Annotated in this window: 21 protein-coding genes; 19 read left to right on the top strand and 2 right to left on the bottom strand. The window is 65.3% G+C overall.

The window, feature by feature from the left end; genetic code table 11:
• Positions 1–4: 4 nt before the first annotated feature.
• From IQ25_RS05255 to IQ25_RS05165, 19 genes are all read left to right on the top strand, one after another.
• Positions 5–928 carry a VOC family protein gene (locus IQ25_RS05255; protein ID WP_144903353.1) on the top strand — a complete coding sequence of 308 codons (924 nt, stop codon included), beginning with the start codon at positions 5–7 and terminating at the stop codon, positions 926–928.
• Positions 925–1,806: a CoA transferase subunit A gene (locus IQ25_RS05250; RefSeq protein ID WP_338112207.1), complete on the top strand. Its 882-nt coding sequence runs from the start codon at positions 925–927 to the stop codon at positions 1,804–1,806. The genes IQ25_RS05255 and IQ25_RS05250 overlap by 4 nt, the downstream gene beginning before the upstream one ends.
• Positions 1,806–2,600 (top strand): CoA-transferase subunit beta, encoded by a 795-nt coding sequence (locus IQ25_RS05245; RefSeq protein WP_144903347.1) that lies wholly within the window; start codon positions 1,806–1,808, stop codon positions 2,598–2,600. Before IQ25_RS05250 ends, IQ25_RS05245 begins: the two co-directional genes overlap by 1 nt.
• Before the next feature lie 13 nt (positions 2,601–2,613).
• Positions 2,614–3,522: an enoyl-CoA hydratase gene (locus IQ25_RS05240; protein WP_144903345.1), complete on the top strand. Its 909-nt coding sequence runs from the start codon at positions 2,614–2,616 to the stop codon at positions 3,520–3,522.
• A complete protein-coding gene (locus tag IQ25_RS05235) occupies positions 3,522–4,589 on the top strand; it encodes an NAD(P)H-dependent flavin oxidoreductase (RefSeq protein WP_144903342.1) in 1,068 nt (355 codons plus the stop codon). Before IQ25_RS05240 ends, IQ25_RS05235 begins: the two co-directional genes overlap by 1 nt.
• Positions 4,590–4,592: 3 nt before the next feature.
• Positions 4,593–5,348, top strand: a complete 756-nt coding sequence (locus tag IQ25_RS05230; RefSeq protein ID WP_144903339.1) for an enoyl-CoA hydratase family protein — start codon at positions 4,593–4,595, stop codon at positions 5,346–5,348.
• 108 nt (positions 5,349–5,456) lie between these two features.
• Positions 5,457–6,620, top strand: a complete 1,164-nt coding sequence (locus tag IQ25_RS05225; RefSeq protein WP_144903336.1) for an acyl-CoA dehydrogenase family protein — start codon at positions 5,457–5,459, stop codon at positions 6,618–6,620.
• On the top strand, positions 6,620–7,552 hold the full coding sequence (locus IQ25_RS05220) for an acyl-CoA dehydrogenase family protein (RefSeq protein ID WP_144903334.1): 933 nt from the start codon (positions 6,620–6,622) through the stop codon (positions 7,550–7,552). Before IQ25_RS05225 ends, IQ25_RS05220 begins: the two co-directional genes overlap by 1 nt.
• A gap of 10 nt (positions 7,553–7,562) precedes the next feature.
• A complete protein-coding gene (locus tag IQ25_RS05215) occupies positions 7,563–8,714 on the top strand; it encodes an acetyl-CoA C-acetyltransferase (protein WP_144903331.1) in 1,152 nt (383 codons plus the stop codon).
• A gap of 5 nt (positions 8,715–8,719) precedes the next feature.
• A complete protein-coding gene (locus IQ25_RS05210) occupies positions 8,720–9,160 on the top strand; it encodes a nuclear transport factor 2 family protein (protein ID WP_144903328.1) in 441 nt (146 codons plus the stop codon).
• Positions 9,161–9,182: 22 nt separating this feature from the next.
• The gene (locus IQ25_RS05205) at positions 9,183–10,088 is read left to right on the top strand and encodes an SDR family oxidoreductase (protein WP_144903325.1); all 906 of its coding nucleotides are present in this window, start codon (positions 9,183–9,185) and stop codon (positions 10,086–10,088) included.
• 22 nt (positions 10,089–10,110) lie between these two features.
• Complete coding sequence (locus IQ25_RS05200; RefSeq protein WP_144903323.1) at positions 10,111–11,166, top strand: acyl-CoA dehydrogenase family protein; 1,056 nt, start codon at positions 10,111–10,113, stop codon at positions 11,164–11,166.
• Complete coding sequence (locus IQ25_RS05195; RefSeq protein ID WP_144903320.1) at positions 11,163–12,341, top strand: acyl-CoA dehydrogenase family protein; 1,179 nt, start codon at positions 11,163–11,165, stop codon at positions 12,339–12,341. Before IQ25_RS05200 ends, IQ25_RS05195 begins: the two co-directional genes overlap by 4 nt.
• Before the next feature lie 25 nt (positions 12,342–12,366).
• The gene (locus IQ25_RS05190; RefSeq protein WP_144903318.1) at positions 12,367–13,152 is read left to right on the top strand and encodes an SDR family oxidoreductase; all 786 of its coding nucleotides are present in this window, start codon (positions 12,367–12,369) and stop codon (positions 13,150–13,152) included.
• A 2-nt stretch (positions 13,153–13,154) separates the two neighbouring features.
• On the top strand, positions 13,155–13,613 hold the full coding sequence (locus IQ25_RS05185) for a MaoC family dehydratase (protein ID WP_181447188.1): 459 nt from the start codon (positions 13,155–13,157) through the stop codon (positions 13,611–13,613).
• 5 nt (positions 13,614–13,618) lie between these two features.
• Positions 13,619–13,996 carry a steroid Delta-isomerase gene (locus tag IQ25_RS05180; protein WP_144903313.1) on the top strand — a complete coding sequence of 126 codons (378 nt, stop codon included), beginning with the start codon at positions 13,619–13,621 and terminating at the stop codon, positions 13,994–13,996.
• A gap of 12 nt (positions 13,997–14,008) precedes the next feature.
• Positions 14,009–15,211, top strand: coding sequence for an acetyl-CoA C-acyltransferase (locus IQ25_RS05175; protein WP_144903310.1), 1,203 nt, complete (start codon positions 14,009–14,011; stop codon positions 15,209–15,211).
• 6 nt (positions 15,212–15,217) lie between these two features.
• Positions 15,218–16,744: a FadD3 family acyl-CoA ligase gene (locus IQ25_RS05170; protein WP_144903307.1), complete on the top strand. Its 1,527-nt coding sequence runs from the start codon at positions 15,218–15,220 to the stop codon at positions 16,742–16,744.
• Positions 16,745–16,767: 23 nt separating this feature from the next.
• A complete protein-coding gene (locus IQ25_RS05165; RefSeq protein WP_144903305.1) occupies positions 16,768–17,538 on the top strand; it encodes an SDR family NAD(P)-dependent oxidoreductase in 771 nt (256 codons plus the stop codon).
• A gap of 18 nt (positions 17,539–17,556) precedes the next feature.
• Here the strand turns inward: IQ25_RS05165 and IQ25_RS05160 are convergent, their stop codons facing one another.
• Both IQ25_RS05160 and IQ25_RS05155 read right to left on the bottom strand, forming a co-directional pair.
• A complete protein-coding gene (locus IQ25_RS05160; RefSeq protein ID WP_144903302.1) occupies positions 17,557–18,327 on the bottom strand; it encodes an SDR family NAD(P)-dependent oxidoreductase in 771 nt (256 codons plus the stop codon).
• Between the two features lie 4 nt (positions 18,328–18,331).
• Entirely contained in the window at positions 18,332–20,143 is a 1,812-nt protein-coding gene (locus IQ25_RS05155) for an FAD-binding protein (protein WP_144903299.1), read from the bottom strand.
• Position 20,144 lies beyond the last annotated feature (1 nt).

The raw sequence follows: 20,144 nt of genomic DNA, 5'->3' as shown, positions 1-20,144 counted from the left end.
AGCCATGTCGATCAAGGCGCTTGGCTATGTCGTGGTGGAAACCGCAAAGCCGGAAGAATGGGGCCGCTTCCTGACGGAATTCGTCGGGGTCATGCGGGTAGCCGATGCTAGTGACGGCGCGGCGCTCTATCGCGTGGACGACCGGGTGTTTCGCTTCCGCATCGAGAGCGGCTCTCGCGAGTGGTTCGTGGCGGCGGGCTATGAAGTGGACGACCGCGCGACGCTTGATGCGCTGGCGACGAAGGTTGCAGCCGCGGGCCGTCCGGTGGAATGGGCGGACGAAGCTCAGGCCAAGGGGCGCGGTGCCGAGGCGATGTTCCGCACCAGCGATCCGGCCGGCAACGGGCTGGAGCTGTACTGCGGTGATGCGCGCACCGATGCGCCCTTTGTCTCGCCCATAGGAGTCCCCGGATTCGTTACCGGCGCAATGGGCATGGGCCATGCGGTGTTCTCCGCGCCGAACTTTGACGAGACGATTGCCTTCCATTGCGACGTGCTGGGCTTTGGCCAGACCGACATGCCGCGGTTCCAGCTGTTCGGCCCGGAAGGTCCGTCGATGGGCTTTGCCTTCCTTCATGCCGACAATGGGCGGCACCATTCGATCGCGTTCGGCGAAGGGCCGATCCCGCCTTCGGGCGCGGTGCACATCATGCTGGAGCTGCCGACGCTGATCGACGTGGGCAAGGCGCACGACCGGATGAAGCGCTTCGGATATCCGGAAAGCGCGACGCTGGGGCGGCATGTCAATGACGAGACCACCGGCTTCTATGTGCAGACGCCCTCGGGCTTCGATCTGGAAATCGGCTGCGACAGCCTGGTGATCGATCCGGCCAACTGGGAGACGACCCGCCACGAAGCGATCAGCGTGTGGGGGCACGAATGGGCCTGGCAGAAAGCCATGAAAGAACAGCAGGGGGAACAGGCGTGAGCCTCGATAAACGGATGACGGCGGCGGAGATCGTCGCGCAATTGTCCGATGGCATGACCATCGGCATTGGTGGCTGGGGGCCTCGGCGCAAGCCCATGGCGCTGGTGCGCGAGATCATGCGATCGGATCTCAAGGACCTGACCGTGGTCGCCTATGGCGGTGCGGATGTGGGGATGCTCTGCGCGGCGGGGAAGGTCAGGAAGCTGGTCTTCGCCTTCGTCAGCCTCGATGCGATTCCGCTGGAGCCATGGTTCCGCAAGGCCCGCGAGAGCGGCGTGCTGCAGGTGCTGGAACTGGACGAAGGCATGTTCCAGTGGGGCCTCAAGGCGGCTGCGTTCGGCCTGCCGTTCCTGCCGACGCGGGTGGGACTGGGCACCGATCTTGCCGAGCTGGGCGGTTTGAAGACCGTGCAGTCACCCTATGATGATGCCGAGACGCTGATCGCGATGCCCGCGCTCAAGCTCGATGCGGCGCTGATCCACGTCAACCGCAGCGACTGGCGCGGCAACGTGCAGGTGTTCGGGCCGGACGTCTATTACGACGAGTGGTTCGCCAAGGCGGCGACCAAGGCTTACGTTTCGTGCGAAGAGCTGGTCGACCGGATGGAGGACCATTACCCCGAAGGCGCGCAGGACAACCTGTTCGAGCGGTGCTTCGTTTCCGGCGTGGTCGAAATGCCATGCGGGGCGCACCCAAGCTCGATGCCGCCGCACTATGGCTGGGATATGAAGGCGTTCAAGGCTTACGCCGACGCCGCCCGCGATCCGGGCGACTGGTCGGCCGTGGCAGACCGTTTCGTAGGCGCTTCGGAAGCCGAATATCTTGAATCCATTGGCGGAAAGGAGGCGGTAGCGGCTCTTTCGCTGCCGATTTTCTGATGAGCGACATAACTCTTGTAGACCTGTGCATCGTCGCCTGTTCGGAAGCTTTCCGGGGCAATGGCGAGATCGTGGCGACCGGCGTTGGCCCTGTGCCGCGGCTTGCGGCTGGGCTCGCCAAGCTGACCCATACACCAGAGCTGATGATGACCGATGGCGAGGCCTATCTCGTCGAGCAGCCGGTGCCGCTGGGCCCGCGCAAGTACGACGACCGCAAGCCGGCGGGCTACCTACCGTTCTCGCGCTTCTTCGACAGTGCAGTGTGGTCCGGCCGTCGTCATGCCATGGTCACGCCGACGCAGCTTGACCGCTTCGGCCAGATAAACCTGTCCTATATGGGCGGCACCTACGACAAGCCGAAGACCCAGATGCTGGGCGTGCGCGGGTTTCCGGGGAACACGATCTATCACCCGAACTCGTTCTTCTTCCCGGCACACGGACCGCGCGTGTTTGTCCCGCAGGTCGATATGATCTCGGGCGTTGGATACAATCCGGCCAAGCGGGTTCCGGGCGGCAACTTCTCGGGTGTGAACCTGCGCCGGATCGTGACCAACCTGTGCGTGATGGACTTCGGCGGGCCGGACAACCAGATCCGCGTGATCTCGCTGCATCCGGGCGTGACCTTCGAGGAAGTGCAGGCCGCGACCGGTTTCGAACTGGCCCAAGCCGAAAACGTGGAAGTGACTCCGCTGCCGACGGCGGAGGAACTGGCCGTCATCGCCAGCCTCGATCCGCACAACGTCCGCGCCTCGGTGCTCAAGGACAATCCGCCCGCCGTTCGCGCCGCCGCCTGAGGGAGATGAAAGCATGACCGACCTCGTCGAGCCGAAGAAGGTCGACATCGTCTATGAGACGGAAGAGCCCGTCCGTTACGAGGTGATCGACGCCGTGGCCTGGATCACGATGAACCGGCCGCAGTTCAACAATGCCCAGAACGGGCAGATGACCTACGCGCTCGACGATGCATTCAATCGCGCGGTGCAGGACGACAACGTGCGGGCAATCGTGCTGGCAGGCGAGGGCAAGCACTTCTCGGCCGGGCACGACATCGGCACGCCGGGGCGCGACCTGCACCACGAGTTCGACAAGCGGCTGATGTTCCCGCCGCACACCAACAAGCCGGGCGCCGAACTGCTCTATACCCGCGAGCAGGAACAGTACCTCGGCATGTGCCGCCGCTGGCGCGACATCTCCAAGCCGACCATCGCCATGGTGCAGGGCGCCTGCGTGGCCGGAGGACTGATGCTGGCCTGGGTGTGCGACCTGATCGTGGCATCGGAAGATGCGTTCTTCCAGGATCCGGTGAACCCGCTGATGGGCATTCCAGGCGTCGAATACTTCGCCCACGCCTATGAACTGCCGCCACGCGTGGCCAAGGAATTCCTGTTGCTGGGCGAGCGCATGCCGGCGGCGCGCGCCTACAGCTTTGGCATGGTCAACAAGGTGGTCCCGCGCGAGCAACTGCGCGAGGCGACGGCGGCCTGGGCGAACAAGCTGGCGGGGCAGGGGCGACTGGGGAACTGGCTGACCAAGCAGTCGGTCAACCACGTCGAGGAACTGCGCGGCAAGCGTGCGGCGATGGACGCGGTGTACCACATGCACCACTTCGCCCATGCCCAGAACGATCTCGTCACCGGCAATTCGATTGCCGGGGTGAGCGGCAAATCGGCGGCGGCTGCGAATAAGAGTGACTCTGGCAAGGCCGACAAGTCCTGATGGCCGATCCGCTTGCCACTGTCCTGACCGAGCGGCTTGGCTGCCGGCTGCCGGTGATCCAGACCGCGATGGGCTGGGTCGCCAAGCCGGAGCTGGTGGCAGCATCGAGCAACGCCGGGGCTTTCGGGTTTCTTGCGGCAGCAGTGATGACGCCCAAGGAAGCTGCCGAGGAAATCGCCCGGTTGCGGGACCTGACCCCGCACATGTTCGGTGTGAATTTTCACAGCTTCCAGCCGGGTGCCGCCGAGATTGTCCAGCTGATCCTTGCCAACAAGGACCGTGTGCGTGCGGTGAGCTTCGGGCGCGGGCCGGATGCGAAGATGATCGGCGCATTCCGCGATGCCGGCATCCTGTGCATCCCCACCGTGGGTGCCGTGAAGCATGCCGAAAAGATGGTCCAGCTCGGCTGCGAGATGGTGACCGTGCAGGGCGGAGAAGGCGGCGGGCATACCGGCGCGGTGCCGACGACGGTGCTTTTGCCGCAAGTGCTGGATGCGGTTGGCGTTCCGGTGGTTGCCGCAGGCGGATTTGGCGACGGGCGCGGGCTGGCGGCGGCGCTTGCCTATGGCGCGGTCGGCATTGCCATGGGCACGCGTTTCCTGATGACGGCGGAAAGCCCGGTACCGCAAGGTCCCAAGGCCGCTTACGTCAAGGCCGGGACGGCGGACATTGCGATTTCCACGAAGGTCGATGGCATTCCGCAGCGCATGATCCTGAACCCCTTGCTGCGCCGCATCGAAGGATCAGGCAAGTTGGCGATGTGGGTTCGGGCCATGGAAGCGGGGCTGGAGATGAAGCGCCAGAATGGCATGAGCTGGGGGCAGGTGATCGCTACCGCCCGCGCCATGACCGCGCATGGCGAGATGCCTCTGGCACAGGCGATCATGGCAGCAGCAGCGCCGATGATGATCATGCGCGCCGTTGTATCGGGCGATGCCGAGAACGGGCTGATGGCGACCGGCGTCGTTGCCGGGCGGCTGAAGGACCTGCCGACTTGCGCCGACCTGTTGAACGAGATCGAAACCGAAGCGCGCGGGCGGATAGCCGCGCTTTGTAACGGGAACTGACCCATGCCCATTACCACCGAAATCCGTGACCGGATTGCCGAGATTGTCTTCGATGTGCCGCCGGTCAACGCCTTCGACAGCGAGACCTGGATGTCGCTGCCCGCGATCATCACGGCGGCGGCGAGCAATCCGGAGGTCAATGTGGTGCTGATCCGCGCGGCTGAATCCTCGCGGGGCTTCTGCGGCGGGGTGGACATCAAGGAGATGCAGGCGCACCCCGAGCGCATCACCGTGCTCAATCGCGGTAACTACCTGACGTTCAAGGCTATTCGCGATGCCGAAGTGCCGGTGGTGGTGGCCGCGCACAAGTTCGTCATCGGCGGGGGCATCGGCATCTGCGGGGCGAGCGACACGATCATTGCTGCGGACGATGCGTTCTTCTCGCTGCCCGAAGTGGACCGTGGCGCGATGGGCGGGGCCAGCCATCTTTCGCGCATGCTGCCGCTGCACAAGGTGCGCGCCGCGTTCTTTACCGGCGGCAACATCCCGGCGGCAGAGGCCTATCGGCTGGGCGCGGTGGAAAAGGTGGTGCCGCGCGACAAGCTGGTCGAGGAAGCGCGCGCGTTCTGCGCCGTGATCGCGTCGAAGAGCCGCAAGGCGCTGGTGATCGCCAAGGAGGCGCTCAACGGCCTGGAGCCGCGCGACGTGGATCGTGGCTACCGGTGGGAGCAGGGCTTCACGCTGGAAATGTACATGCACGAAGACAGCCAGAAGGCACGCGATGCCTTCGTCGAGACCGGCAAGGCGGCGACGTTCTGATGCAGCAAATGTGCCCTCGATTTCGTCATTCCCGCGAAGGCGGGAATCCAGCGCGCAACCTTGACTGGACCCCCGCCTGCGCGGGGGTGACGAAGGACATTTGAACCGATGAACCTGACCTACACCCCCAGGCAGCAGGCCTTCCGCGCCGAAGTGCGCGCGTGGATGGAAGCGAACGTGCCGAAGGAGCCGCTCGTCACGCTGGAATGCCGCGAAGGATATGACAGCCACGTCGAATGGGAGCGCAGGCTTGCGAGCGGCAACTGGGGCATGGTGACCTGGCCCGAAGAGTTCGGCGGGCGCGGGCTGGACCTGATCGAATGGCTGATCTTCGAGGAGGAATACTTCCGCGCAGGGGGGCCGAACCGGGCGAACCAGAACGGCATCTTCCTGCTTGGCCCCACGATCATGGAATTCGGCACGCCCGAACAGAAGGCGCGCTTCCTGCCGCCGATGGCGCGGGGCGAGGTGATCTGGGCGCAGGCGTGGTCCGAACCCGGCGCGGGCAGCGACATGGCGGCGATCCAGTCAAAGGCGGTTCGCGATGGCGATCATTACGTGATTACCGGGCAGAAGACCTGGTCGAGCCGCGCGGCCTTTGCCGACTGGGGCTTCGGCATCTTCCGCACAGACCCTGAAAGCAAGCGCCACAAGGGCCTGACTTTCATCCTGTTCGACATCAATTCGCCTGGCATCACCCGCCGCCCGATCCGCCAGTTGCATGGCGACACCGGATTTGCCGAACTTTTCTTCGACGAAGTGCGCGTGCCGGTGGAGAACTGCCTGGCGGGCGAAGGGCAGGGCTGGAGCGTGGCGATGGCGACGGCGGGGTTCGAGCGCGGGCTGATGCTGCGCTCGCCCGGGCGGTTTCAGGCGACGGCGAAGCGGCTGGTCGAGCTTTACCGCGAGCATGGCCACAAGGCCTCGCCCGCCGCGCGCGAAGCGGTGTTGCAGGCTTGGGGCGCGGCGCAGGCCTATGCCTACAACACGTATGCGGTCGCCTCGAAGATCATGGCGGGCGGCAAGATCGGCGCAGAGGCGAGCCTCAACAAGATCTTCTGGTCGGAACTCGACCGCAACATGCACCGGACTGCCATGCAACTCCTGGGGGCAGCGGCCGAACTCAAGCGGTTCGACGATGGGCGCGTGAACCAGTGGCTTGAGGGATACATCTTCTCGCTCTCCGGCCCGATCTATGCCGGATCGAACGAGGTCCAGCGCAACATCATCGCAGAGCGGCTGCTTGGCCTGCCGCGTGTGGGAGCAGGCTGATGGATTTCCGTTTCACCGACGACCAGCTGACCCTTGCCGAAAGCGTGCGCGATTATCTGGCTGGCACCCATGGTCCCGAAGTGCTGCGCCGCCTCGATACCGAGGGCAATCGCGATCCGGCGATCTGGCAGGGCCTGGTCGAGATGGGGCTGACGGGGCTGCTGGTGCCCGAAGCGCAGGGTGGCCTTGGCATGGGGCTGGTCGAGGCCGCGCTCATTGCTGCGGAATGCGGGCGCGCCTGTCTGGCCGAACCGCTGGTCGATACCGCCTTCGTCGGCGTGCCGTGGCTGGTGGGTCGGGGTGAAGCCGAGGGGCTGGAAGCCGTAGTTGCCGGTGAGCGCCGTATTGCGCTGAGCCATGCGATCAACCCATGGGTGGCCGACGGCGAAGGCGCGCCGGTGCAGAGCGTCGATCCCTTGCGCAACCTTGCGCTGCGCGATGGCGAGGCGACAGACGATGCGGACCTCCTGAACCTTGGCGCGCTGATGAGCGCGGCGCAGCTGGTCGGGCTTGTCGACGCCATGCTGACCCAAGCCGTGGAATACGCCAAGATCCGTACCCAGTTCGGACAACCGGTGGGGGCGTTTCAGGGGCTGAAGCACCAGTTGGCGTCATGCTCGGTGGCTATCGAGTTTGCCAAGCCGGTGGTGTGGCGCGCGGCCTCGGCCTTGCAGGACGGTGCGGCCAGCGCTGCCGTCCATGTCAGCCATGCCAAGCTTGCAGCCACCGATGCGGCGATGCTCACCGCCGAGACAGCGATCCAGGTCCATGGCGCGATGGGGTACACCTATGAGGTGGACCTGCACTTCTGGATGAAGCGCGCCTGGGCCTTGGCCGGGGCGTGGGGCGACCGCGCATTTCACTATGCCCGTATCGACGATGCCGTGCTGGGTGGCGCACTGGCCATCGGCCCCGAACACACATTTGCCTGAAGGACGGACAATGCCCGAAGCCTATATCATCGACGCCGTCCGCACCCCCATCGGGCGCAAGAAGGGCAGTCTTGCGGAAGTCCATCCGGCAGACCTTGGCGCGCATCCGATCAAGGCGCTGGTCGAGCGCACCGGGATCGACGCCAATCTGGTGGACGACGTGGTCTGGGGCTGCTGCGATACCATCGGTCCGCAGGCTGGCGATATCGGCCGCACCGTATGGCTCTGCGCCGGAATGCCGCAGCATGTGCCGGGCACGACGATCGACCGCCAGTGCGGATCGAGCCAGCAGGCGCTGCATTTTGCCGCGCAAGGGGTGATGTCGGGCACGCAGGATCTGGTCGTTGCAGGCGGAAGCCAGGCGATGAACGCGATCCCGATCTCGGCGGCGATGTTCGCAGGCGAGCAGTATGGCTTTGGCGATCCGTTCACCGGCTCGGTCGCGTGGCGCGAGCGGTATGGGGATGGGCTTCTCAACCAGATCAATTCGGCCGAGATGATCGCGGCCAAGTGGGGCATCTCTCGCGAAGAGATGGAAGCCTTCGCGCTCGCCAGCCATCAGCGTGCGCAGGCGGCCACCGATGCGGGCTGGTTTGCGGGCGAGATCGCACCGCTGAACGGCCTTGCCCATGACGAGACCATCCGTGCGAGCACGACGCTGGAGGGCCTTGCTTCGCTGCGCACCGTGCAGGAAAGCGGGGTGATCACCGCAGGCGTTGCCAGCCAGAACTGCGACGGCGCCGCCGCGCTGCTGGTGGCGAGCGAGCGGGCGGTGAAGGAGCATAATCTCAAGCCCCGCGCTCGCGTTCACCACATCTCTGTCCGCGCCGACGATCCGGTGTGGATGCTGACCGCGCCGATCCCGGCGACGCAGCACGCGCTGAAGAAGGCGGGCATGACCGTGGCCGACATCGACCTGTTCGAATGCAACGAGGCGTTTGCGTCCGTGCCCATGGCGTGGATGAAGGAGCTGGGCATTCCGCATGAGAAGGTGAACGTGAACGGCGGGGCGATTGCCCTGGGCCATCCGCTTGGCGCAACCGGGGCGAGGCTGATGACGACGCTGCTCAATTCGCTGGAGCGCACTGGTGGCCGCTATGGCCTGCAGACGATGTGCGAGGGCGGGGGCCAAGCCAACGTCACCATCATCGAGCGGCTCTGAGCGTCATGGGGTCCGCCACCGCCATCACCAACCTGCTCTACCGCTACGCGGAACTGATGGATGCAGGCCGGCTCGAGGAGGTCGCCGCGATGTTCAGCCATGCGCGCGTCACTCTCGGTGGTGGACGCGTGGTGGAAGGCAGTGCGGCGATGCTGGAGCAGTGGCGGGCGTTCGTGCGCATCCACCCTTGCGGCACGCCGCGCACGCGGCACGTCATCACCAACCCGATCGTGGAGATCGACGAGGCGGCGGGATGGGCGAGCTGTCGCTCGGTCTATACCGTGTTCCAGCAAGCGCCGGAGCTGCCGCTGCAGGCCATCGCCTCGGGCCGCTATCACGACACCTTCGAATGCGTGGACGGAGCCTGGCGCTTCGCCACGCGCGACTATTCCATGCTCGATTACATCGGCGACCTTTCGCAGCACCTGCTGCTGCCGGTCGGCTGAAGAACCTTACGGGAGAATTGCCTTGGGCATTTGCGAGAACCGCACCGTCATCATCACCGGAGCCGCACGCGGGCTGGGCCGGGCCTATGCGCTGGCCTTTGCCGCAGAGGGTGCGAACGTGGTGGTAAATGACATCGGCACATCGCTGGGCGGCGAAGGCCGTGATACCAGCGCCGCCGATGGCGTGGTGGCCGAGATTGTGGCGACAGGCGGCAGGGCCGTGGCCAACTATGAGGACATCACCGATTGGGATGCAGCGGGCCGCATCGTTCAGGCCGCTCTGGATGCTTTCGGCGATCTCCATGTGGTGGTGAACAACGCGGGCATCGTGCGTGACCGCATGTTCGTTTCGGCCACGCTCGAGGAATGGGATGCGACGATGCACGTCCATCTGCGGGGACACTTCTGCATTGCGCGCCATGCGGTGAACTACTGGCGGGCCAAGCAGAAGGACGGGCGCGATCCCGATGCGCGGATCATCAACACGTCAAGCGGCGCGGGGCTTCAGGGCTCGATCGCGCAGGCGGCCTATTCGACGGCGAAGGGCGGCATTGCCTCGCTGACCCTGGTGCAGGCAGCAGAGCTCGGCCGCTATGGCATCACCGCCAATGCGCTCGCCCCTTCGGCCCGCACGCGGATGACCGAGCAGGCCTTTGCCGAGAAGATGGCGACAGAGGGCCAGGCCTTCGACGTGATGGACCCGGCCAATGTCGCGCCGACGGTGGTGTGGCTGGGCAGCAGCGCGAGCCGCGATGTGACTGGCTGCGTCTTCGAACTCGAAGGCGGGAAGATCATGCTCGAGGATGGCTGGCGCGAGGGTCCGGTGGTGGACAAGGGCGCGCGCTGGGAGCCCGCCGAAGTGGGCGATGCGGTGGCGAAGCTGATCGAGGCGCGCGTTCCGCCGCGCAAGGTCTGGGGCACGGCCTGAGAGCCGGACGGAGATAGAGACAATGGAATTTGCCTTCACCGACGAACAGGCGATGATCGCCGATACCGTGCGCGGCTTCTTTGCCGAGAACGCGACGAGCGAGCGCACGAGGCGGGCCATGGCGGCGGACGGTATCGACCGCGAGTTGTGGACTTCGTTCGCCACCGAGCTTGGCCTTGCCGGGATCGGCCTGCCTGAAGAGCATGGCGGTGCCGGGCTGGGCATGGTCGAGATGGCGCAGGTGGCCGAGGCTGCAGGGGCACAGGTGGCGGCGCTACCGTTGCTGGGCCACGTGATGATCGGGCAAGCCATCGCGCGCGGTGGGTCCGAAGCGCAGAAAGCCGAGTGGCTGCCGCGTCTGGCTGCGGGCGAACTGATCGCGACGGTGGCATGGGCGCCGCAACTCAGCGTGATGGATGCCCGGATCTCGGGCACCTTTCCGTTCCTGCCGCATGGGGCTTCGGCTGACCTTCTGCTGGTGCATTCGGGCAGCGAGGCGTGGATCGTCGACCTCAAGGGCGCGGGCGTGAGCGTGCAGGCCCATGTCACGATGGACCAGACGCGTCCGTTTGCCACCGCGACGCTCGACGGCGCGCAGGGCGAGCGGCTGGCCGATGGCGATGCGGCGATTGCGGGCGCGCTTGCCGCCGGATGGATATGCCTTGCCGCCGAGGCGCTGGGCGGGGCGCAGGCGACGCTTGACCGCACGGTGGCGTATTCGAAGGAGCGCGTGCAGTTCGGGCGGCAGATCGGTTCGTTCCAGGCCTACAAGCACCGCCTTGCCGATATGATGATCGAGATCGAGCAGGCGCGCTCTGCCGTCTACTGGGCGGCCTGTGCGGTGGACGAAGGGTCGGACGAGGCGCAAGTGGCGCTGCATTCGGCCAAGGCGTTCTGCGCGGACACCTATTTCATGTGTGCGGGCAACATGATCCAGCTTCACGGCGGGATCGGCTTCACCTGGGAGCATGACGCGCACCTGTTCTTCAAGCGGGCACGTTCGATCCAGACGCTGCTGGGCGATGGGCAGTGGCACCGTGAGCAGGTTGCCTCGGCAGTTTTGGGCGCGGCTGCATGAAGCTCGGCTTTTCCCCGGCTGATGAAGCTTTCCGCGCCGAGTGCGCGGAATGGCTGCAGGCGGAAATGACAGGGGAGTTTGCCGACATTCGCGGCATTCCGAACCTGTGCGACGCCATCCCGCGTCGCAAGGAATGGGAGCAGCGGCTGGGCGAGGCGGGCTGGGGTTGCATTGGCTGGCCGCGCGAATGGGGTGGCCGCGATGCCACCATCGCGCAGCAGGTGATTTTTGCCGAGGAATATGCGCGTGCGGGCGCTCCCAACCGCATCAATCACATCGGTGTGGAACTGGCTGGGCCGACGATCCTTGCTTTCGGATCAGACGAGCAGAAGGCGCGCTACCTGCCCGAGATCGCGGCGGGGCGGCAAATCTGGTGCCAAGGCTATTCCGAGCCGAATGCCGGTTCCGACCTTGCCAACGTGAAGACCAAGGCGCGTCTGGAGGATGGGCAGTGGGTGGTCAATGGCCAGAAGGTCTGGACCAGCCTTGCGCACTATTCGGACATGATCTTCGTCGTCGCGCGCAGCGAGGAGGGTTCGGCGGGGCCGAAGGGGCTTTCGTTCCTGCTGATGGACATGGACCAGCCGGGCATCGAGGTGCGCCCGATCCGCCAGATCAACGGGGAGGCTGAGTTCAACGAGACCTTCCTCACCGACGCGCGCTGTGCGGCCGATGCCATGCTGGGGGCGCAGGGCGAGGGGTGGAAAGTGGCGATGGCGCTGCTGGCGTTCGAGCGCGGGGTCTCCACGCTGGGCCAGCAGATGCAGTTCAGGAACGAGCTGGACGCCGTGATCGATGCGGCCAAGGCCAACGGCAAGTCTTCCGATCCGGTGCTGCGGCAGAAGATCGCGCGGGCGGAAATCGGCCTTCGCCTGATGCGCTATGGCGCGCTGCGGATGCTTTCGGGCACCGATCTTGCCGCCATCGACGGCGCTGCGCTGACCTACAAGATCCAGTGGGCAACGTGGCGGCGCGATCTGGGTGAGCTGGGCATGGAGGTGCTGGGGCAGGCCGGGGAAGTCTCGGCCAGCGCGCACTACGGGTGGCCGCAACTGCCCAACCTGTTTCTCTATGCCCGTGCCGACACGATCTACGGCGGCACCAACCAGATCCAGCGCAACCTGATCGCCGAGCGCGGCCTGGGACTTCCTCGCGAGCCTCGTGGCTCGCAATGACCAGACTTGAACCGAGAGGCCAAGCATGAGCGTTCCCGTTCCTCCTTATCCGACGCCACTAGGCATGCTGAAGGGCAAGACGGTGGTCGTGACTGCCGCTGCCGGCACCGGCATCGGCTTCGCGGTCGCCAAACGTGCCTCCGAAGAGGGCGCGCGCGTCCTCATCAGCGATTTCCACGAGCGTCGTCTGGGCGAGGCGGCAGACCGCATCGCCGCCGAAGTCGGCTGCGAGCGTCCGGCCACATTCGTCTGCGACGTGACCAGCGAAGAAGCGGTGCAGGGCCTTCGCGATGCCTCGCTGGCCGCACTTGGCTCGGTCGATGTGCTGATCAACAATGCCGGTCTTGGCGGCGAAGTCGACGTGATCGACATGACCGACGAGCAGTGGAGCCGCGTTCTCGACGTGACGCTGACCAGTCTGTTCCGGATGACGCGAGCGTTCCTGCCTTCGATGTATGCGGCGAAGAAGGGCGTGATGGTCAACAACGCCTCGGTGCTGGGCTGGCGCGCGCAGAAGGGGCAGGCCCATTATGCGGCGGCGAAGGCTGGCGTGATGGCCTTTACCCGGTGTGCGGCGCTTGAGGCAGCGGATCATGGCGTGCGCATCAATGCGGTGGCGCCGAGCCTTGCCATGCATCCGTTCCTTGCCAAGGTGACGACCGAGGAGCGCCTTGCAGAGCTGGTCAAGACCGAGGCCTATGGGCGGCCCGCCGAGGTGTGGGAAGTGGCCAACGTCATGCTGTTCCTTGCCTCTGACCTGTCCTCCTACATGACCGGCGAGATCGTCCCGGTCTCAAGCCAGAGGGCCTGATCGTGGCGGTGGTATTCGAGAAACCGGCTGATCTGCTGGGCAGGGAAGGCACGCAGCTGCCGCCGACCGAGTGGTTGCCGATTGATCAGGACCGGGTCAACGGCTTTGCCGATGTGACCGGCGATCACCAGTGGATCCACGTTGATGTCGAGCGCGCGAAGGATGGGCCATTCGGGGGGGCCATCGCGCACGGTTACCTGACGATGAGCCTGGTCAACTACTTCCTGCCCCAACTGATCGAAGTGCGCGGCTTTGCTCATGCGGTGAACGTGGGCGCGGACCGCCTGCGCTTCCTTTCGCCGGTCAAGGTCGGCAGCCGCATTCGCGGTGTGGGTGAGATCGTCTCGGTCTCGGAAGTGAAAGGCGCGATCCAGTCGGTCGTGCGCGTCACCGTCGAGATCGAGGGGCAGGACAAGCCCGCCTGCGTGCTCGATACCATCAGCCGCTATTTTCCGGAGTAAGTGCGATGACCGATGCCAAGACCATGGAAGCCGCCGTCCACGAATATGTCGCGGCCTTCGATGCCGGTTCTCCGGAGCGGGTGGCCGCGCTTTTTTCCGACGACGCGAGCGTGGAAGACCCGGTCGGGACCGAGCCCAAGGTGGGGCAGGCCGCGATCCTCGAATTCTACATCGCCTCGATGCAGACGGGCGCGAAGCTGCGGCTCGAAGGGCCGATCCGCGTCTGCGGGCCCTATGCCGCCTTCGCGTTCTCGGTCCTGCTGAACCTTGGCGGCAAGGACATGCATGTCGACGTGATCGATACGTTCAAGTTCAACGACGACGGCAAGGTCGTCGAAATGCGGGCCTATTTCGGGCCGACCAACATGCACGGATTTTCCTGAGAGGACGCAAACATGCGTGAAGCCGCCATCGTTTCGACCGCCCGCACCGGCGTGGGCAAGGCCTATCGCGGAGCCTTCAACGACACCGAAGCTCCGGTCCTGTCGTCCCACGTGGTCAATGCTGCCATCGCACGGGCCGGGATCGATCCTGCGCGGGTGGATGATGTCTACCTCGGCGTCGGCAACCACTGGAACACGCAGAGCTACAACCTTGGGCGGCTGACCGTGCACGGATCGGTCCTGCCCGATACGACCGGCGGTTTCACGCTCGATCGCAAGTGTTCTTCCGGCCTCAACGCCATCGCGCTGGCTGCGCGCGGAATCATGTGCAACGAGATCGACGTGGCCGTGGCGGGCGGCATGGAAAGCATTTCGCTGACGTTGAACAAGCGCGCGCCCACCTTTCGCAACCGTTCAGAATTCATCAAGGCGGCAGACCCGTATGCTTACATGGCGATGATCGAGACGGCCGAGATCGTGGCCGAACGCTATGGCGTGACGCGCGAGGAGCAGGACCGGTTCGCGGCTCTTTCACAACAGCGCGCATCTGCTGCGCAGGCAGCGGGCAAGTTCGACGACGAGATCGTGCCGATCACCGTGACCAAGGCCTTGTTCGACAAGGAAGGCAACGAGACCGGCAAGGAAGAGGTTATGCTCGCCAAGGATGAGGGCGTGCGCGCAGGCACGACCTACGAGGCGCTGGCGGGCCTCAAGCCGGTGTTCAAGAACGGACAGGTAATCGCTGAAGGCAAGCATGTGACGGCAGGCAACGCCAGCCAGTTGTCTGATGGCGCTTCGGCGCAGGTGCTGATGGACCTCGATACCGCAAAGGCCGAGGGTCGTCCGGTGCTGGGCATCTATCGCGGTTTCCAGGTGGCAGGCTGCGGGGCGGAGGAAATGGGCATCGGCCCGGTCTTCGCAATCCCCAAGCTGCTCAACCGTGCGGGCCTGAAGATCGAGGATATCGGCCTGTTCGAGATCAACGAGGCCTTCGCTTCGCAGGCGGTCTATTGTCAGCAGAAGCTTGGGATCGATCCGGAAAAGCTCAACGTCAATGGCGGCGGCATTGCCATCGGGCATCCCTTCGGCATGACCGGATCGCGGCTGGTCGGCCATGCCCTGATCGAGGGAAAGCGCCGGGGCGTGAAATACGTGGTTGTATCGATGTGCGTGGCGGGCGGCATGGGTGCTGCCGGCCTGTTCGAAGTGGCCTGACCCGTCGTGCTCGATCCGCTTCCGCTGACGATACCCCACGCTGCGCAGGCAGCGGCGCAGACCTGGCCCGATGCTCCGGCGGTGCTGGAGAATGGAGAGGTCTGGACTTTTGCCGAACTTTGGCAGCGGAGCCGAGCGGCGGCTTCTGCCTTGCTGGCACGTGGCGTTGGGGCAGAGGATCGGGTGGCGATCTGGGCACCCAATTCGCGCGAGTGGATTGTTGCCGCGATTGCGGTGATGACCTGCGGCGGGGCGGTGGTCACGCTCAACACCCGTTTGAAAGGGCGCGAGGCAGGGGACATCCTGCGCCGCACTAATGCGAAGCTGTTGTTCACGGTCGAGGGCTTCCTCGGCATCGATTACCGCGCGCTGATCGCGGACGAGGATCTGCCTGCGCTCGAAGTGACGCTCCTGTCGGAAAGCGATCTGGCGCAGGGTGGGAATGGTGCCGACGATCCGGCCGTCGATGCCGCTTTGGCGGGCATCGATGCCGATACGGTTTCGGACATCCTCTTTACCAGCGGCACGACCGGTAGCCCCAAGGGCGTGCTGATGACCTATGGCCGCGTGCTGCCGCAGGCGGCGATCTGGTGCCGGAATACGGGCCTGCGCAAGGGTGACCGCTACCTGATCGCCAATCCGTTCTTCCATTCCTTCGGGATGAAGGTGGGCTGGGTGGCCTGCATTCTTGCGGGTGCAGTGGCCGTTCCGATGCCGCAGTTCGACGTGGCGCAGGCCATCGACCTGATCGAGCGTGAGCGGATCACGTTCATGCCGGGGCCGCCGACGATCTTCCAGATGCTGCTGGCCGAACTCGACAAGCGGCAGTGGGATTGCTCATCCTTGCGCGGTGGGACGACCGGAGCGGCCAGCGTGCCGCCAGCGCTGGTCGAGCGCATCCGCAACGACCTTGGCATGGTGGACCTGATCACCGCCTATGGCATGACCGAGTGCGTCAATATCACCACTTGCGTGCCGGGTGACGATGCTCAAACCATCGCACGCACCTGCGGCAAGGCCTTCCCCGGCAACGAGGTGCGCATTGCCGATGCCGACGGGAACGAGGTGCTGCGCGGAGAGACCGGCGAGGTGCAGGTGCGGGGGCAAGGCGTGATGCTCGGCTATCTCGACAACCCACAAGCCACTGCCGAGGCCATCGATGCCGAGGGCTGGCTCCATACCGGCGATGTCGGCACGATGGACGAGCGCGGCTATGTGCGCATCACCGACCGGATGAAGGATCTCTACATCTCGGGCGGTTTCAATGTCTATCCGGCGGAAGTCGAGAAGCTGCTCGCCGAGCACCCCGCGATCGGCATGGCGGCGGTCGTCGGCGTGCCGGACGAACGGCTTGGCGAAGTGGGCCGCGCCTACGTGGTGCTGCGCCCCGGCGCGGCTGCGACCGAAGCAGAGCTGACCGCGTGGTCGCGCGAGAACATGGCGAACTACAAGGTGCCGCGCAGCTTCGTGCTGGTCGAGGACCTGCCGCGCAATGCGGCGGGCAAGGTACTCAAGACCGAACTGCGTGGCTGAGAGGCGATAAGGGAGACAAGAGGATGGCCGGAACTTTCGCAGGCAAGGTCGCGCTGGTCACGGGCGCGGCATCGGGTATCGGCCGCGCGGCGGCGATCCGCTTTGCTCAGGAAGGCGCGCGGGTGTTCTGTGCGGACCTCAATCTCGCAGGCGCGCAAGCGGTTGCGGCCGAGATCGGCAGCAATGCCAGTGCCGTGGAGGTCGATGTTGCGAGCTATGCCAGCAACCAGGCGATGGTCGACGCAGTGTTGGCGCAGGCAGGCCAGCTCGACATCGCCTTTCTCAACGCAGGTTTCTACGGTGCTGCCGAAGGGCTCGACACCGTGGACGAGGCGTTTTTCGACAAGGTCGTGGCGATCAATCTGAAGGGCACCTTCGGCGGCATCAAGGCGGTACAGCCGGTGATCGCGCAGGGCGGCGCAGTCGTGGTCACCGCTTCGGCGGCAGGCGTGGTCGGGCATCCGGCCAATCCCGCCTATAGCGCGGCCAAGCACGGTATCGTCGGGCTGGTGAAGTCCTGCGTCGACGCTTTTGCGGCGCGCGGGGCCAGGATCAATGCGATCTGCCCGGGTGGCGTGGAGACGCCACTGATCGGTGCGGCTGACGTGGCCATGATCGATCCGCAGGCCCTTCCGCGGGTGCCCTTGCGCGGCATGGGCAGCGCCCAGCACGTGGCGGAAGTGGCGCTATGGCTTTCGAGCCCGGCTGCCGGGTTCATTACAGGGCAGGCACAGGTTCTCGATGCCGCACTGCTCTCGACCTTCGCGCCGGTGATTCTGCCCGTAGGACCCTGACCCTGGACCTTTGACCTGTCAGGTCAGCAGGGCGCCACCGTTCACATGGATGACCTGACCGTTGATCCACCGTCCGTCGTCCGACAGCAGCAGGGCGACCATTGCTGCGATGTCCTCCACCTTGCCAAGGCGGGTGCTGCGGGTCTGGGCGATGCAGTGATCTATCCAGTCTTGCGGGACAGCGCCGCCTGCGACCATCTCAGGTGTCATCACAAAGCCCGGCGCAACGCAATTGGCGGTCAAACCCTGCTTGCCCCATTTGCTTGCGACATGCCGCATGAGAGCGTTCAGGCCGCCTTTCGAAGCGGCATAGGAGGGCCGCTCCGGCTCGCCTGATAGCCACGCGTCCGAACTCGTATAGACGATCGCGCCATGTTCGCTTTGCAGCAGGTGTGGCAGCGCCGCGCGGGTGCACAGCAGATGTCCGCGAAGGTTTACAGACAGAGTGCGGTCAAATGCCGCCAGATCAAGCGAGAGCGCATCGGAATCGAGGAAGATCGTGCGCAAGTCCGCTGCGTTGATGTGCGCACCATCAAGCCGGCCGAACCTTGCGACGACATCGGCGAAGCAAGCGTGGACCGCGGCTTCGTCGGTGATGTCAACCGCACTGGCGTGCGCTTCGTACCCGGCCTCGGTCATGCGGTTTGCCACGCTTTGCGCGGCTGCAAGGTTCACGTCTGCAACACAGACGCGAGCGCCTTCGGCACAGAGGCGCTCGACTGTTGCCGCCCCAATTCCTGTGCCCGCCCCGACGACGATCATGGCCCGGTCCAGCAATCTTGGAATCATGACTTCATTCTCCCTCGACCTGCGTGCTGCCCGGTTTCAGTTCGAGCGCAGCCAATGCCCGTGCCGCACGTCTGCCTGACCACACGCAATCGGCGTAGGACAGCCCGCTGACATAGAGGTTGGAGCAGATGCCGACCGCATTCCGCCCCGCCGCGTAAAGCCCTTCGACCCGGCCACCATCGAGCGCTTTGACCGCGCCGGTCCGCTCGTCCACCAGCAATCCGCCGACTGTCATGCAGGCGATGGGGAACATGCGTGCATCGACCGAGGCGTCGATGGCATAGAACGGGCCTTCATCCAGCACGGCCAGGTCTGCCTCGGTCTTGTACAGGGGATCGGTGATCTCGCCCCGCGCGGCTCTGTTGTAGGTCTCCAGGGTCTGCGAGAAGACCGCCGGATCAAACCCGAGCTTTGCGGCAAGCGCGGCGGGGGAACCGGCCTTCACGGCTGCGAACAGCGCGTTGACCAGCGTGATGTCGCGCTGGAAGGCTAACGTCTCGGGTGCGAAGGCATCGCGCAGCGACTGGCGGAAGAGCTTGCGATCGAGCACGATCCAGCCCAGGCCGCCGTGGCGCTCGACCATCGCATCGCCGATCCTTGCGCCGTACCATGTCTCGTTGACGTAGCGCACACCGGTTCCGTCGACCAGCATGCCGCGCCCCCACGAGGCAGGCGGCGAGAGAAAGCGCCATGCCGATACGCGCTCCATCAGGCCGGTTGCAGCCCCGGCCGTGACGCCAAGCATGATGCCGCTGCCGTTGTCGCCCAGCGTGCCGTTGGGCAGGCCCGCAGCATAGGGTGCAGCGAAATGGCGGACCATTTCGGGATTGCAGATGAAGCCACCCGCGCTGAGCACCACACCCTTGCGCGCCCGGAACCATGCGCTGCTGCGGCTTGTCTTTTCAAGTGCCCGCGCCTTGGCAAGGAACTTGAAGCCCCGCGCATAGGTCAACCGTGCGCCCGGGAAGGTGGGAGGCAACATCGCCATCCATGCGTTGGCCTTGCCCACAAGGCGCGAATGCTTCGCTCGTATGGCTGGATCGCGGAACATCTCGACGCGCACGCCGATGACCCGCCCTGTCTCATCCAGTGCGAGCTGGCGCGCTTCGGCCTGGGTGTGGAGTTGCAGGCCGCGCGCCAACGCCGCATCGCGCAGTGGCTCCCAGATCCCGGCGCCCAGGCCCCAGGGCTTGTTGCCGTTGCGCCGGACCGTGCGATGTCCGCGCGCGGCGGGCGGGGTGTGGCTGCGGAAGGGTTCGGCAAGGCTGCTGTCGGGGTGATAGAGGAACCGGTCGAGCGGCGGGTAGGATGTCTTCTTGCCATAGAGGGTGGCGCTGAAAGGCGCGCCGTGGCTGCGCAACCATTCGAACGTCTCGGCACTGCGCTCGCAGAAGTCCTTGAGCGCGTGTTCGGGCACCACGTCGCCCACTTCTGTGTGCAAGTAGGCTTCCATCCGCTCGGCATCATCCTCGACGCCGGCCTCGCGCTGGATCGATGTGCCTCCACCCGCATAATAGACCCCGCCATTTGCCGCCGAGGAGCCGCCGCCGTCGTAGTGGTCGAGCGCGATCACCGACAGGCCCTGTTCAAGCGCTTCAAGCGCTGCGGACACCCCGGCGCCGCCCAGCCCGACGATGACCACGTCTGCTTCGCCAGCCCAGTCGTGCGCATCGGCGTCACCGAGACGAAGTGGCGCGTCGATGGCAAGGCCCCAACTCCGTATCGGAGATCCCGGTGGCGGCAATGCTGTGCAAGTGCTTGTGCGCCAAACGCTTTCCGGATGAAGCGGCCCTGCCTTGCCGCGTGCCTGCTCCATG

Origin of the sequence: Novosphingobium taihuense, assembly GCF_007830315.1 — a bacterium.
Classification (GTDB): domain Bacteria; phylum Pseudomonadota; class Alphaproteobacteria; order Sphingomonadales; family Sphingomonadaceae; genus Novosphingobium; species Novosphingobium taihuense.
Note: the sequence above shows the minus strand (reverse complement) of the source record. Positions and strands in the feature narration are given on the sequence as shown.

What these genes read in the sequence shown, in the direction of transcription:
- IQ25_RS05255 (WP_144903353.1), top strand. Translation starts at nt 5, where the DNA reads ATGTCGATCAAGGCGCTTGGCTATGTCGTGGTGGAAACCGCAAAGCCG.
- IQ25_RS05245 (WP_144903347.1), top strand. Translation starts at nt 1,806, where the DNA reads ATGAGCGACATAACTCTTGTAGACCTGTGCATCGTCGCCTGTTCGGAA.
- IQ25_RS05240 (WP_144903345.1), top strand. Translation starts at nt 2,614, where the DNA reads ATGACCGACCTCGTCGAGCCGAAGAAGGTCGACATCGTCTATGAGACG.
- IQ25_RS05235 (WP_144903342.1), top strand. Translation starts at nt 3,522, where the DNA reads ATGGCCGATCCGCTTGCCACTGTCCTGACCGAGCGGCTTGGCTGCCGG.
- IQ25_RS05230 (WP_144903339.1), top strand. Translation starts at nt 4,593, where the DNA reads ATGCCCATTACCACCGAAATCCGTGACCGGATTGCCGAGATTGTCTTC.
- IQ25_RS05225 (WP_144903336.1), top strand. Translation starts at nt 5,457, where the DNA reads ATGAACCTGACCTACACCCCCAGGCAGCAGGCCTTCCGCGCCGAAGTG.
- IQ25_RS05220 (WP_144903334.1), top strand. Translation starts at nt 6,620, where the DNA reads ATGGATTTCCGTTTCACCGACGACCAGCTGACCCTTGCCGAAAGCGTG.
- IQ25_RS05215 (WP_144903331.1), top strand. Translation starts at nt 7,563, where the DNA reads ATGCCCGAAGCCTATATCATCGACGCCGTCCGCACCCCCATCGGGCGC.
- IQ25_RS05210 (WP_144903328.1), top strand. Translation starts at nt 8,720, where the DNA reads ATGGGGTCCGCCACCGCCATCACCAACCTGCTCTACCGCTACGCGGAA.
- IQ25_RS05200 (WP_144903323.1), top strand. Translation starts at nt 10,111, where the DNA reads ATGGAATTTGCCTTCACCGACGAACAGGCGATGATCGCCGATACCGTG.
- IQ25_RS05195 (WP_144903320.1), top strand. Translation starts at nt 11,163, where the DNA reads ATGAAGCTCGGCTTTTCCCCGGCTGATGAAGCTTTCCGCGCCGAGTGC.
- IQ25_RS05190 (WP_144903318.1), top strand. Translation starts at nt 12,367, where the DNA reads ATGAGCGTTCCCGTTCCTCCTTATCCGACGCCACTAGGCATGCTGAAG.
- IQ25_RS05180 (WP_144903313.1), top strand. Translation starts at nt 13,619, where the DNA reads ATGACCGATGCCAAGACCATGGAAGCCGCCGTCCACGAATATGTCGCG.
- IQ25_RS05175 (WP_144903310.1), top strand. Translation starts at nt 14,009, where the DNA reads ATGCGTGAAGCCGCCATCGTTTCGACCGCCCGCACCGGCGTGGGCAAG.
- IQ25_RS05165 (WP_144903305.1), top strand. Translation starts at nt 16,768, where the DNA reads ATGGCCGGAACTTTCGCAGGCAAGGTCGCGCTGGTCACGGGCGCGGCA.
- IQ25_RS05160 (WP_144903302.1), bottom strand. Translation starts at nt 18,327, where the DNA reads ATGATTCCAAGATTGCTGGACCGGGCCATGATCGTCGTCGGGGCGGGC.
- IQ25_RS05155 (WP_144903299.1), bottom strand. Translation starts at nt 20,143, where the DNA reads ATGGAGCAGGCACGCGGCAAGGCAGGGCCGCTTCATCCGGAAAGCGTT.